Origin of the sequence: Desertivirga xinjiangensis (assembly GCF_024436435.1) — a bacterium.
Taxonomy (GTDB): domain Bacteria; phylum Bacteroidota; class Bacteroidia; order Sphingobacteriales; family Sphingobacteriaceae; genus Desertivirga; species Desertivirga xinjiangensis.
On sequence record NZ_JAFMZP010000005.1, the window covers coordinates 238,215 to 251,883 of the forward strand.

At 42.2% G+C, this 13,669-nt stretch carries 10 protein-coding genes; 9 read left to right on the top strand and 1 reads right to left on the bottom strand.

Annotated elements, in window-relative coordinates:
* Positions 1–6: 6 nt before the first annotated feature.
* From J3P37_RS15250 to J3P37_RS15275, 6 genes are all read left to right on the top strand, one after another.
* Complete coding sequence (locus tag J3P37_RS15250) at positions 7–2,166, top strand: DUF5689 domain-containing protein (RefSeq protein ID WP_256012211.1); 2,160 nt, start codon at positions 7–9, stop codon at positions 2,164–2,166.
* Positions 2,167–2,231: 65 nt separating this feature from the next.
* Positions 2,232–3,080, top strand: a complete 849-nt coding sequence (locus tag J3P37_RS15255; RefSeq protein ID WP_256012212.1) for an endonuclease/exonuclease/phosphatase family protein — start codon at positions 2,232–2,234, stop codon at positions 3,078–3,080.
* A gap of 39 nt (positions 3,081–3,119) precedes the next feature.
* Positions 3,120–4,163, top strand: a complete 1,044-nt coding sequence (locus tag J3P37_RS15260) for a hypothetical protein (RefSeq protein ID WP_256012213.1) — start codon at positions 3,120–3,122, stop codon at positions 4,161–4,163.
* Between the two features lie 232 nt (positions 4,164–4,395).
* A complete protein-coding gene (locus J3P37_RS15265) occupies positions 4,396–5,397 on the top strand; it encodes an FAD:protein FMN transferase (protein WP_256012214.1) in 1,002 nt (333 codons plus the stop codon).
* Between the two features lie 246 nt (positions 5,398–5,643).
* Complete coding sequence (locus tag J3P37_RS15270) at positions 5,644–6,750, top strand: sensor histidine kinase (protein ID WP_256012215.1); 1,107 nt, start codon at positions 5,644–5,646, stop codon at positions 6,748–6,750.
* Between the two features lies 1 nt (position 6,751).
* Positions 6,752–7,183, top strand: a complete 432-nt coding sequence (locus J3P37_RS15275; protein ID WP_256012216.1) for a response regulator — start codon at positions 6,752–6,754, stop codon at positions 7,181–7,183.
* A 118-nt stretch (positions 7,184–7,301) separates the two neighbouring features.
* Here the strand turns inward: J3P37_RS15275 and J3P37_RS15280 are convergent, their stop codons facing one another.
* Complete coding sequence (locus J3P37_RS15280) at positions 7,302–8,210, bottom strand: NAD(P)/FAD-dependent oxidoreductase (protein WP_256012217.1); 909 nt, start codon at positions 8,208–8,210, stop codon at positions 7,302–7,304.
* A 229-nt stretch (positions 8,211–8,439) separates the two neighbouring features.
* Between J3P37_RS15280 and J3P37_RS15285 the strand changes: the two genes are divergently transcribed.
* The 3 genes from J3P37_RS15285 (at position 8,440) to J3P37_RS15295 (ending at position 13,660) form a co-directional block, all read left to right on the top strand.
* On the top strand, positions 8,440–9,030 hold the full coding sequence (locus J3P37_RS15285) for an RNA polymerase sigma-70 factor (RefSeq protein WP_256012218.1): 591 nt from the start codon (positions 8,440–8,442) through the stop codon (positions 9,028–9,030).
* Between the two features lie 128 nt (positions 9,031–9,158).
* A complete protein-coding gene (locus tag J3P37_RS15290; protein ID WP_256012219.1) occupies positions 9,159–10,286 on the top strand; it encodes a FecR family protein in 1,128 nt (375 codons plus the stop codon).
* 200 nt (positions 10,287–10,486) lie between these two features.
* On the top strand, positions 10,487–13,660 hold the full coding sequence (locus J3P37_RS15295) for a TonB-dependent receptor (RefSeq protein WP_256012220.1): 3,174 nt from the start codon (positions 10,487–10,489) through the stop codon (positions 13,658–13,660).
* Positions 13,661–13,669 lie beyond the last annotated feature (9 nt).

Genomic DNA, 13,669 nt, shown 5'->3' on the forward strand with positions numbered 1-13,669 from the left:
ATCATTATGAAAATCAATATAAGACTTTTTTTTATTTTGCTGCTCGGACTGGGGGCATGTAAAAAAGACGATGGCGACCTGGTAAGTATGTCAGAACTGGGAGCCGTGAACGGTGAATATACGGTTTCTAAGGAAGCCGGATCAGTAGCTGTGGAAGTACTTTCTAACGAAAAATACAAGGTATCTGTTGTCGATAATGCTGACTGGGTGAAGGTTAATGCAGCCGAACTTCAGGGGGATGCAAAGTTCGATGTCAGCTACGATGGCAATGCCGGTTTTCCGCGCAGGGCCATGCTTGATCTGTTCTCTCCGGGGAGCAACAGGCATGATACCATTGTTATCAAACAGGAGGGAACGCTTGTGCCTGAGCTCGCATTTCCCAAAACAAACACCACTGTCCTGGGAGACGGAGGTGAGGTTTTGAGTGCTATCGAAACCAATTTAGAGCTGAAAGATATCCGGGTAGATGTTATTTATCCGAACGGGGGCGAAGGCGATTGGGTGAACAATGACTTCACGTTCAAATCAGAGAATCAGCAATTTGCTTTTTCCGTAAAACCCAACCCGGACCAGGTAGCATTAAGAAATGCCCAACTGCGTTTGTCGTATACCGACGGCTGGGGTGTGGATCATATAACTACGCTTTACCTGCTTCAGGCAAATGCGCAGAACCTTTTTGGCAGCAAAGCGGAATTTCCGGAAGTCAGGCTTTGGGCCGGAGACAAGATCACTTCGGATATCTTTATTGAAGGGTATGTAGTAAGTGATGCCATGAACAAGAACATGGGAGACAATGTACAGACAACCCCTACGGCAATCGATTATTCCCGTAACGATAAAACCGTGTACATAGAAAGTCTCGACGGCCGCTATGGTTTCAGGATAGAGACAGCCACTGCTGCCGACAACATTTTTACCCGCTACAGCAAGGTACAGCTGCTGCTTAAAGGCACCACGGTTGGGCAGAACAACAACCCCCATTCCTATAATATCACCGGGGTGACTTCGGGGATGGTGATGAACCTGGAGCAGGGAACGGCTTCAGCACTGCCGCTTAAAGAAAAATATATGTCGGAGTTGACAGATGATGATATTTATACTTATGTGACCTTGAAAGACTGTGAGTTTCCGGTTAGAAAAGGTTCCTTTACCCCGGTAAATGAAGGATACTCGCCTTTGTTCAATGCAAACCGTATCTCCAAGTACCCTTTACTTATGCGCGATATTATGGGGAACAGCATGTTCCTTCTTACTAATATGAATGTTCCTTATCGCAGGGATGGAGCTATGCTTCCTTACGGTTCTGGTACGGTTTCCGGTATTGTGGTGCATGAGAAGTTCACACGTTTCAGCTATGAAGATGCAGCCAGTGAGGAGGAGTACGGCAATATTGGCCGCTACCAGATCAGGCATGTAGGTCGCAGCGACATTAAACTGGCAAATGATTTTTCAAATAGTTTCTCAGCGCTGTTAACGGAATACCGTTATCCAATTTTATCATCAGGTGCTGCTTTACCTACCGAAGGTAACAATGGACGGATCACCCTTTCTGCCCCCGTTTCAGTTACAGCCACTTCAGACTATACTTACCTGGGACCTGTGGGTGCAAGCTTCCTGGGCAACACTAATCAGTATGGCAATGGTGTAATGATTGGCAGCAGCAAGCAAAATGTGGCTACAGCAACCAACTCCGACGGTAAAGGCGGCGTGTCAGGCAGTGCCCTGAACGGCAGCTGCGTTTGGTGGAATTCGGAAAGGAACCGTGGTGAGGCATGGATCATAGAAGTTTCAACAGCCAGTATCAGCACCAATAAGCTTTCCCTGCAATTTACTGCCCTGAACTGGGCTTCGGCAGGTGCCGGAACACCGAGGTACTGGAAAGTGGAATGGTCTGAACACGGCAATATGGAGGGCAACTGGAACACGATAACTTCTTACACTGTGCCAGATGCGTCAAACTGGTCGAACACCCTGATGCACCAGTTACCGGCATTTAAAAATGTGAATGTACCGCTTCCGCTTGATATGTTGGGAAAACCGCGGGTATACATCCGCCTGATCGTAGATCAAAACAAGGCCAGCAGCGGAACTACTTATGCTTCTGAACCTATTGAAAGGTCGCTGGGCAGTGCGTTGGGGTATGTGGCGATCCGGTATAATAAATAATTGGGAGTTGTAAAATATAAGTAATAGTGTTAAGTTCAGAGTAGAAAGTTTTAAGTAAAAAGTTTATGAAAAGAAATATATTTTGTTCCTTATTTATTGTGTTTAGTGTGCTGTGTACATTGAACGTGGTGGCTCAGTTGCCAGATAACGCTCCCCTGAGAATGAGGGTGGGTACTTATAATGTTGGACATTTTAACCAGGGCTGGTCTGGCGGGTTTCGATTTAATGGCGACCCGGCGTATTCCAAAGAGCAAAGAAAGAGTACTACAGAAAAACAGGTAGCCGCATGGCGTCAGTGGATAGGGGCACAAGGGCTGGATTTTCTTTGTGTTCAGGAATGGAACCGGTACTTCGATGCCGACAGTAACTTTAATGCAGAAGACGAACTGCTGAAGCCATACTACAACAATATTTATTTTGGCAATGAACACAAATGGATATTCAACGGCATCGCTACCAATTACAAGCTGACAAACCTGCGCAAAAAGTATTCGTACGGCGATTACTACGCCCTTATTGGTGATCTGCGTGTCGGTAAGAAAACCATTACCGTCATCTCCACGCATATTCCCTGGCAAAAAGACTGGCACAAGCCAGCCCTGGATGAACTAATTGCAGATCTAAAAAAATATGAACACTTCATTTGTTTTGGCGATATAAACGCCATGGATAAGGAGCAAATGCTTTTCAGGGAGGCTGGGTTTAATATGGCCAACGGCGGCTACCAGGGATGGTTCGGAACCGCCGGAGGAGGATTGATACTGGAAGGCAGACAGGGTAAAGTTGATTCCAACATCGACAACATCATCACCAGTAAGAACATTAAGATCATGAATGTTACTGCTCCGCATACCGGGGTGAATGATTTCGATCATTTGCCGGTTCTTGCAGATCTCATCATAACGGGCCTTTAGAAAATTGTAGTGAGAAGCGCATTAGCTAATGATAATAAGATGAAGAAAAGTTTTAAGATAAGTTTTAAATACCATAGCCTTACAATCCATAAGGTTACCATGTATGCTTTGCTGGTATGTTTACCCATACTTAGCAGCTGCAGTAAGGACGAATTGCTGGATGGAAGGTCTGACGTGATCCTGGTAACAGAAACCACAGAGAAGACCGGCGTACTAACTCAACTGGCGATGCCCCTGGAAGGAGGGAAAGACACCCTGTATATACATTCCGGTCTGGAATTTAATGTTGCTTTTGAAACGGACGACAAAGAGGAGTGGATTAAGGTTGAAAGTCTGGAACAGCTTCCGGGCACCGGAACCTCACGGCTTATTCTAAGCATTGCACCACTGCAAGGCAGCTATAACTTGCGTTCAGGGATGTTGTCAGTTTCTAATAAATCGAAATACCTGGGACACTTTGTGCGCTTATCGCAGGGTTATACAGCTCGATTTGCCGAAACTTTCTCCTGGTTAAAGTATGGGACATTCGATCCTTTTGATGCTAGCAGGGAGGTTGCTATCCAAAGCTGGAGTACCGCACAGAAACAGTATGGCTGGACCTCAACGGCTGATGGCGGAGGCCTGGCATATGCTTTCGGGCGTAATGAGCATGTTAAATTGGGTTCTGATCTGGCTGGTGCCGACCTGATTTCTCCAAGAATTGGAGGAATTGTAAAGGACAGTATCCTGCTTTTGACATTTAACGCTGTTGCACAGGTATCGCGCGCGGGTGAAAAGGATTTGAATAAGCTGACGGTGAGTATCACAGAAGGAGGGGACTTTGTGTCGGGCGGCAGATCAGCAGTGGTAGAGGCCGTTTATTTAGATCACCAGTCTTCGATGGCAGATACTAAGATGTGGGATAATTCTCTGCATGTGCTTTACATCAAAAAGCCGGATATCGATCCGAATGCGTCAACTATAAAGATCCGCTTTAATACGGGGGGAGATGGGCAGTCAGCTGCTTCAAACAGGATCTTTATTGACAATGTAAATATACATGTAGTGCACCAGTTTGGAGAAGGGAATATCTTGATCAGGTAGCCGCGGGCTTCTGTTTTGATCTGACTGGTGTCTTAAAATATGTTTTAGAAGGGTGTCCAAATTTGGGCACCCTTTTTTGCAGGTAATTAATCAATAGCGGGCTTTCGCATCTCCAGATATTTCAAAGTTCTTGAGTTGATAATTCAAAATTAACTTCCGGAAATTTCAAAAATAATAGTAATATAATTCAAAGTTTTACGTCAGATATTCGAAAAAAAACTCAATTTTAACCATGTTAAAATACCTTTTAAGTATCATCATAATTGCCTTGCTCAGTTTTAACAAAAAAGCTGAAATAAGTCGCTGGCGGATCACCGGGTATGCACAGGGAACTACTTATAGTATTACCTATTATGCAGAAGACAGTTTGGTTAGCAGAAGCGAAGTGGATGATATTTTGAATGGGATTGACAGCTCGCTCTCCATTTATAAAAGCTACTCTCTTATCAATACAATTAATAATTCAGAAAGGGGTGGGGAGGCCGATAAACATTTAAAAGCAGTAGTGAATAAATCTCTGGAAGTTTATAAAGAAACAGGAGGCGCCTTTGACATTACTGTTTTTCCCCTGGTTCGTGCCTGGGGATTCGGAACGAAGAGCGTTTCTATCCTTCCTAATGCAGATACTATCAAATCAATCCTTCCTTGTGTAGGCTCTGATAAGATCTATTTGGACCAGGGAAGGCTTATTAAAACCAATCCTTGTGTGAAGATCGATGTAAATGGGATTGCACAGGGCTATTCGGTTGATAAGCTGGCTGATTACCTGGAACGCAAAAAGATAAACAATTACCTTGTTGAAATTGGCGGTGAGATCCGTGTAAAAGGACGCAAGTTTCCTGAAAATCAACCAATGTCTATTGGCATCGAAGCTCCGGCAAAATCGAGTACAGACGAACAAGTTATTCAAAAAGTAATCCAAATCAATAAAGGGGCAGTAACCACTTCTGGCAATTACAGAAAGTACGTTAAAAACGGCAACAAGAAATTATCACACCTGATAGATCCTAAAACCGGCTATCCACTGGATAATGAACTTATCAGTGTAACTGTAATTGCAGACGATGCAATTTCAGCCGATGCATATGATAATGCTTTGATGGGAATGGGCTTAAAAAAGGCCATGCAATTTGCAAAGGATCATAAATTGGAGGCTTATTTCATCTATTATAATTCTAAGAAACAAATTACCGATACAGCAACCACTGGCTTCTATACTTTTATAAGAAATTGAATTTTTAGAAAATTCGGTTTAAGTAAATTCTGCCATAAAGCTCTGGGCTTTTGCACGCAGGAAATTTCAATCGTTTGGCAGCCAAGAGCATGCGGCTTTCAGTCGCTTGTTGAAGAGTATAAAATTCCCCATACGAGCGTTTTCATGAGAAAACTTTTTCTTCATTTTCTACGTTGATCATCAATTGTTTTAAATTTAGCTTAAGTTTTTTATTGGCTTGAACTTTGTTCACTAATAGCCCATTCTATGAACAAGGGAAATAGTATTAAACCAGTATTGCAATTAGAGAGTATGATCGACGAGATTGAAGATTATGCGATTCTCTTTCTGGATGTAGATGGAAACATCATGACCTGGAACAAAGGAGCAGAGAAGGTTAAAGGATATAAGTCCCGGGAAATAATAGGATGCAATTTTCGGCTGTTTTATACCTCTTCAGACAGAGAGGTCCATCTGCCTGAACGTTTGATCCAAACGGCAATTAAAGAAGGCAAAGCGGCTGATGAAGGATGGCGGGTGAAAAAAAATGGGGATTTGTTTTGGGGAAGCGTAAGTATAACAGCCATTCATGATCAGCACGGACATTTATTAGGCTTTACCAAAGTGACCCGGGATCTCACAGAGAAGATGAGAGCTGAATCAGCTTTGCGGGAGTACTCAGCACAACTAAGTACTAAAAACAAGGAGTTGGAGCAGTTTGTTTATATTGCCTCCCATGATTTACAGGAGCCTCTCCAAACTGTTATCAGCTTTATTGATCTGTTAAAAACAGAGTACGAAAGCGTCCTGGATGAGGAAGGCAGGATGTATATGGACTTCATTACAGGTGCATCCCAACGGATGAGGTCGCTCATTAAATCTTTGCTCGACTACTCCAGGATCGGACAAAATAAGTGTCTTGAAGATATTAATTTGAATGACCTGGTTTCATCGCTCCTGATGGATCTTCACTCTGTTATAAAGGAAAAAAATGCCGATACAAGCGTTTCTGAACTTCCGGTAGTTAAAGGCTATAAAACAGACATTACCCAGCTTCTTATGAACCTGCTGAAAAATGGAATTAAATTCAGCAGACAAGGTGTACCACCAAAGATTGAGATTTCGGCCTGCAGGCTGGAATCTCAGTGGAAGATCATGGTATCCGACAATGGGATAGGTATCAAGGCTGAGCACCGGGAAAAAATATTTCTTATTTTTCAGCGGCTGCACAATAGGAACGAATATGAGGGTAACGGCATCGGGCTCGCCCATTGCAGAAAGATTGCAGAAGTTCATAAAGGCCAGCTGGACTTTGATTCTGTACCCGGAAAAGGCAGCACGTTCTGGTTTACAATTCCTGACGTATTAAACTAACATGACAAAATATAAGGATCTTAATTGTATTCTCCTGATAGACGATGATTTAGCTACTAATTTTCTTCATCGAAAAGTAGTGCAAACTACAGGGATCGAGGTGCATGTTCAAACGACCACTTCAGGAAGGGACGCACTCGATTTTTTATGTGAGTTAAGTGCGTATCAGAATACGCCCGAAATTCCAAGGCCGGGAATCATTTTCCTTGACATCAATATGCCGGAAATGAATGGCTGGGAATTTCTGGAAGAATATGATAAACTGAAAGATGAACAAAAAGCAGAAATCGTTGTGGTTATGCTAACCACGTCGTTAAATCCTGATGATGAAGCTCGTGCATTTTCAAATAAAAACATAACCACTTTTTTAAACAAACCGCTTAAACCGGAGGTGCTGGAAGAACTAGCTGAAAAATTTTTTACAACTAAATAACTACGAGGTGACTGTCCGGTGAACTTAAAAAGGAAGCTGGCATGAAAGGGCCGGCTCCGAGCCTGTGTCTTCATGAAAAAGCGCAAAAAGACTGGGCAAAAATCGCCGGATCAGGCATTCAAAATTGCTCTTCACATAGTTCTCTATTAGTTGCAGCACCTGCAAAGTTTCCTGAGGCTACGGCGTTGGCTACAGAACGCATAGGCGTTGTAATATCGCCGCAGGCAAACACCCCACTTACAGTTGTTTGCTGAAACTCATTTGTTCTTATAAAGCCCTGCTCTGTCATCTCACAGCCTAGTTGTTGAGCGATGTCGCTATGTTGTATAAATGGAACCCTGGCATAGAGGGCTATTAACGGAACAGTGGTTCCGTCTTTAAAAATAACCCTTTCAATCTGACCACTGCTTTGCTCAAGGCGGTCGATCTCAGTCTCAAGTATTTTAATATTTCTGTTTTCGAGTTTCAGCCTTTGTTCACTCGTTAATACCGATCTCCCGTTTGTGAAAACAGTCAGCGACTTCGTTAGATTGTTGACCAGCGGAGCATAGTGCATGGCCGTATCACCATCAGCGAGAATACCCGTTTCCAGATCCCTGATCTCATAGCCATGGCAATACGGGCAATGCACCACTGAAATACCCCAGCATTCAGAAAAACCCGGTATGTCTGGTAGTAAGTCTTTGATGCCTATGGCCAGTATCAATTTCCTCGAGCTAAACCGCTCTCCACACTGTGTCCCAATTTCAAAGCCCATATGGGTCTTTGCACCTTCTATTGCAATTCCTTTGTGAAAAGTTACCGTGTTATATTTACTAACTTGCTCTCTTGCAAGTGATGAAATGTCTGCCGGTGTACTTCCATCCTGGGTTAAAAAGTTGTGGGAGTAAGGTGTCTGGCTGTTACACGGCTGACCGCTGTCAATTATTAAGACGTTTCGCAGCGAACGGCCGAGCGCCATTCCCGCTGAAAGACCTGCATAGCTGCCTCCAATTATTATTACATCGAAAATGTTATCCTGTGCCATGCTGGTGGTTAATGTTTACATTACAAATATAGACAATTGTAGTGTTATTGCAACTATATTGCATTAGTTGAGCTTTTCCTGAATATAAGCTTAAAAACAAATCCAGGTAAGTATTTTGGTGTTCACAGACATTATACTTGCTAATTCTTTTTATTTATTTTAGAATTGTATACCAAGTGGGGGAATATCAAATAAATCATAGAGTAAATGTGTTTAAAGACCTTGTTTTATGCGGCAAATAGCTGAAGATGACTATATATTGCTTCTTTTAAGTGCCTCAGAGGGAAATGAGAGGGCCTTTGCAAGTCTTTTTTATAAATACAGTCCAGCTTTAATGTCTTTTGCCAAAAAGTTTACCCATAATTCTGACGAAGCAGAGGAAATTCTGCAAAATGTTTTCCTGAGAGTATGGTTACACCGGGACAAACTGCCAGAAATTGATAACATAAAAAGCTGGCTTTATAAATTTGTGGCAAATGAGAGCCTGGCCTATATTCGTAAGAAGACGACAAGGGCTAAAACTCAGCTTCATTTCCAAAGCAAGGCAAGCATATCTTATAATGATATCGAACAGACCGTAAATGCTAATGAGCTGAAAGATATTGTGGCTCAGGCCGTAAATTCCATGCCTGAGCAGAGGAGAAAGATCTTTAATCTTAGCCGGACAGAAGGTTTGACCATTCTCGAAATCAGCGAGCAGTTGAATATTTCCCAAAGCACGGTAAAAAACACGTTAGTCACTGCTCTGAAATTCATTCGTGATTATCTCAAAGCCTACGGTTATTCTTCTTTTGTTTTTATTGCCCTAATACTAAGTTAATTTTATTTTATTATTCAATAGTACTTTCATTCTTCAGCTGCTTCTTACCATAAAAAGCCTGATCATTCCGGCCTTTGTATACATGCAAAATGGAAAAGCAGAGAATAAGATATCTATTTCAAAGTTTCATGAACAAGACGATAAGTCTTGAGGAACAGCAGGAGTTGCTTGAACTGATCGAACATGAACCTGAAGAAAAGTTCAGTGAGATTATCTCCGAACTTATTGAGTCGGGAGACAGGGAAAATGTGTCTCTAGAGGAATGGACAAATTTCGTGTCTGCTGCAATTTCTGCAGACAAACCTGTAGCCAGAGTCCGCAGCTTCCGCCCGCTTTACCGTTATATTTCAGCGGCTGCCATTGTGGTGATCCTTGGTATTGGAGCTTATTTTTATATTAATACACTAAGGCAACCTAAACAGATCGCATCATCAAACATCAGACCCGGCGAAAGCAAGGCAGTATTAGTGATGGAGAATGGTGAGACAATAGAATTAGATAAGAATTTAAAGGCCAACGAAGTATTTGCTTTAAATCCTACCATTAAATCTATTACAGAAGGCGAACTGGTTTATAATAAAGATGCCGCAGGCGCATCAAAAACTTCAGGAATCAACATCCTGAGAACTCCCAAAGGTGGTGAGTACCGGGTGGTTTTGCCCGACGGTACTATAGCCTGGTTAAACTCCGATTCGGAATTGAAATTCCCTACATCCTTTGATGACGCCACACGTAAGGTTGAGTTGAAAGGTGAGGCTTATTTTGAAGTAACGAGTTATTCTAATAGAACCTGGCCGTTTATAGTTAGTACTCTTCACCAGGAAGTGCAGGTGTTAGGTACTAAATTTAACATAAGCGCCTACCAGGAAGATGGTTTTGTCAAAACTGCCTTGCTGGAAGGTAAGGTCAGAGTGCTTAATAAAAACTCCCAGGAAACAGTTATTCTAAAACCCGGTCAGGAAGCTTCTTTAGACAAAGCTTCCAGTCAGCTAAATGTGTACACCACAGAAGTGGAGGAGGCAATTGCATGGAAAGAGGGCCTGTTTGTATTTAATAATGAGGACTTATATCTGGCAATGAATAAGATTTCCAGATGGTATGATGTAGACGTCGTTTACAAAGGAGATTTTCAGGATAAAGAGATCTGGGGTACGGTATCCAGGAATGAAGATATAAATAGTCTTTTCAAAACCCTTGAGGCTACAGGAGTAGCTACATTTAAAATAGAAGGAAGGAGGGTGCTGGTAATGCGCTGATCTTAATGAAAATGATGTAGCTTTTTTTAATAAGCTGAGGACAGTTCCAGTGTCCCCAGCATTATAAAAATTAGCTTAGAAATACTTAGTAATAGTCGTTAATCAATCCTATTGTATAATCCAAACCATACAAAAATATGTTTTTTTCTCCTTTCGTTACAGGACTTTCTGTAATATTTAACAGGCGTAATTTCCTAATTATGAGGCTAGTGTTTTTTTTAATGACCCTGTTTATCATTGAAGTGAATGCCGAAGGGTATGCACAAAAGATTTCCCTGTCAAAAAGCGGAGTGCCACTTGCATCAGTTTTCCGGGAAATAAGGAAGCAAACCCAGTATAATGTGATCTGTGATGCCTCGATTATAAAAAAGGGGTATTCAGTTTATGTGAATGTAAAAGAAGCCAGTGTTGAAAAAGCCCTGCAGGAGTGCCTGAGTGGTTTGCCTTTAACGTTTATGATCAATTCTAAGAATATTATCATAATGAGAAAAAGTGAGGTATCCGCCCAGATAAATGCTGTTAAGGGAATCGTCACTGACCTTAATAAAGTACCCTTGCCGAGCGTGGCGGTGAAAGTTAAGTCTACCGGCAAAACCACATTGACTTCAGGAAATGGAGCGTTTTCTGTCGAGATTCCAGACCAATCGGATGAATTGATAATCAGTCATCTTGGATTCAATACCCAAACCCTAAAAGTGAGTACCGGGCAAAATTTAGCTATTGTGCTGGAAGAAGCTGTTGAAGTGTTGAAAGACGTTGTGGTGGTAGGTTATGGTGCACAAAAAAAGAAAGATATTCTTGGTGCAGTAAGCGTTATCACTTCAGAGGATTTTGAAGACAGGCCCTCAACAAATTTAGGTTATTCAATACAAGGAAAAGCTGCGGGGGTTCAGGTCACCAGGCCATCAGGAAAACCACAGGGTGGTTTCAGTTTACGGGTTCGGGGAACAAACTCTATTACTGCCGGAAGTGAGCCTTTATATGTTATTGATGGAGTTCCAACGCAATTACTCTATGATATAAACCCGAATGACATAGAAAGCATGACTGTCTTGAAGGATGCAGCATCAGCCGCGATTTATGGAGCATCGGGTGCAAACGGAGTAGTTTTAATAACGACAAAAAGGGGTAAAACTGGAAAAACGAGATTGAATCTAAGTGCTTACAGCGGGATAAGTACTACTGCAAACAAGCTGGATGTATTAAACCGAACAGAATATTTGTCCTTAATGGACGAACTAGGTCAGGTGGCAAACTGGAATAACTTTACCGCAAATACCAATTGGCATGATGAAGTGTTCAGGACGGCTAATCTGCAGAATTACCAGTTGTCTGTAGATGGAGGAAACGAACAAACCAAGTATTATGTTTCCGGCGCTTATACAGCGGAGCAGGGAGTAGTTAAATCAAATGACGTAAAAAGGGGAACCTTCAGAACCAATATAGATCAAAAGATTAATGAGCGGGTTACCATTGGAGCTAGTTTAAGTTATGCCCGCTGGTTCGACAGAAATATCGCTGATAATGTAGGTTCAGGCAATTCTGGTGTGATCATGAATGTGCTGACGGCCTCACCTGTTATTGGCATCTATAATGAAGATGGAACATTCACCGCTAATCCTTTAAGGTTGTCTTTTAATAATCCGGTTGCGTACATAGACGGCTCAGAGAACGGTTACCATAACAGCCGCTTTTACGGGAACGCCTACGTTAATGTAAATATCCTCAAGGGTTTAAAATTCAGGACCTTGCTTGGGTATGATAACTATAACAGCAAGTACAATTATTTCCTCGATCCGTTTAAAACAGATTGGGGCCGTGTAAATAGGGGCATTGCGACGTTTAATACGGACCAGAGCGAATACTGGATGTCTGAGAATACCCTGGAATATAAAACCATATTCAAAGAAGTACACGCTTTCGAAGCTCTGGGGGGCTTTATTGCTCAGTCAAAATACGGTGAATCGGGCGCAATGGAGTCCAAAGGCTTTAGTAATACCGGGGTAAAAACAGTGAACGGAGGCTCAGTTTTTAGTAATCCAAGTGGCAGAAGAACTCAGCGAAACAACGTTTCCGTACTGGCAAGAGTAAGGTACACCTATGATAACAAATATTTATTGTCGAGTAATTTCAGGGCAGATGGCGCATCGCCTTTTGGAGCGGATCATAAATGGGGATATTTTCCTTCTTTCTCTGTAGGATGGAGGATCTCCCAGGAAAACTTTCTTAAAGACATAGATAAGATAAATGATATCAAGATCCGGTATTCCTGGGGAAGTGTAGGGAACGAGGGAATTTCGCCTTACGGTTCATTTGGGCTGGTGAGTACAGGTGTGAACTATGTGCAGGGCGGGCAGGTTGTTTCCGGTACAACACCTTCCACTCCAGAAAACAAAAACCTACAATGGGAATCTACTATTCAGAATAATATCGGCTTGGATGTTGCTTTGCTGGACAACAGGCTAAACGTAACTGTAGATGCTTACAAAAAGAAAACGACGCATCTCTTGCTGGATAAACCGGTACCATATTCAACAGGCTTTTCGGGCGCCCTGCAAAACATCGGAAGTCTTGAAAATAAAGGACTTGAATTTTTAGTGAGTTCAAGGAATACAGTAAAGGTTTTGAAATGGAGCACTGATCTTAATTTTTCTCTTAACAGGAATAAAGTTGGCTTTGTGGGCGATCAGGATATTCTGGGCGGATTTATTGACCTGCGCCAGGAAGCTTCCCTGATTAGAGAAGGCTTGCCTATGGGTGTTTTCTACGGTTATATTGCCAAAGGAGTGGATCCACAAACCGGAATGATGGTTTACGACGATCTTAATGACGATAATACTATTGATAATGCAGATAAGGCAGTCATTGGTGATCCTAATCCGAAATTCATCTATGGACTGAATAATAACTTAAGTTTTAAAGACTGGAGTCTCACTGTTTTCATACAGGGGGTACAGGGAAATGATGTTTTTAACGCCACAAGGATAGAGACTGAGGCCATGAACGATTTCAGGAACCAGTCAGTAACCGTGTTAAACAGGTGGAAAGCTCCCGGCCAAGTCACAGATATTCCAAAAGCTATTTATGGTGACGTATCTAACTCCGACATCTCATCTCGCTTTGTAGAAGATGGTTCTTATGTGAGGTTAAAGTCCGTAACCCTGGGTTATGCACTTCCAAAAAGATTTTTAAGCAAACTGGGGCTAAGTAATGCAGGACTATATGTAACAGGGGAAAATCTGTTTACGATAACTGATTATACGGGTTATGACCCTGAATCGAGCGCATTCACCGGAAATGGCGCCTTCGGAATCGACTTTGGCAGCTATCCTCAACCCCGTCAAGTAATATTGGGTTTAAACGTATCATTTTAATTTAATTGT

What these genes read in the sequence shown, in the direction of transcription:
- J3P37_RS15250 (WP_256012211.1), top strand. Translation starts at nt 7, where the DNA reads ATGAAAATCAATATAAGACTTTTTTTTATTTTGCTGCTCGGACTGGGG.
- J3P37_RS15255 (WP_256012212.1), top strand. Translation starts at nt 2,232, where the DNA reads ATGAAAAGAAATATATTTTGTTCCTTATTTATTGTGTTTAGTGTGCTG.
- J3P37_RS15260 (WP_256012213.1), top strand. Translation starts at nt 3,120, where the DNA reads ATGAAGAAAAGTTTTAAGATAAGTTTTAAATACCATAGCCTTACAATC.
- J3P37_RS15265 (WP_256012214.1), top strand. Translation starts at nt 4,396, where the DNA reads ATGTTAAAATACCTTTTAAGTATCATCATAATTGCCTTGCTCAGTTTT.
- J3P37_RS15270 (WP_256012215.1), top strand. Translation starts at nt 5,644, where the DNA reads ATGAACAAGGGAAATAGTATTAAACCAGTATTGCAATTAGAGAGTATG.
- J3P37_RS15275 (WP_256012216.1), top strand. Translation starts at nt 6,752, where the DNA reads ATGACAAAATATAAGGATCTTAATTGTATTCTCCTGATAGACGATGAT.
- J3P37_RS15280 (WP_256012217.1), bottom strand. Translation starts at nt 8,210, where the DNA reads ATGGCACAGGATAACATTTTCGATGTAATAATAATTGGAGGCAGCTAT.
- J3P37_RS15285 (WP_256012218.1), top strand. Translation starts at nt 8,440, where the DNA reads ATGCGGCAAATAGCTGAAGATGACTATATATTGCTTCTTTTAAGTGCC.
- J3P37_RS15290 (WP_256012219.1), top strand. Translation starts at nt 9,159, where the DNA reads ATGAACAAGACGATAAGTCTTGAGGAACAGCAGGAGTTGCTTGAACTG.
- J3P37_RS15295 (WP_256012220.1), top strand. Translation starts at nt 10,487, where the DNA reads ATGAGGCTAGTGTTTTTTTTAATGACCCTGTTTATCATTGAAGTGAAT.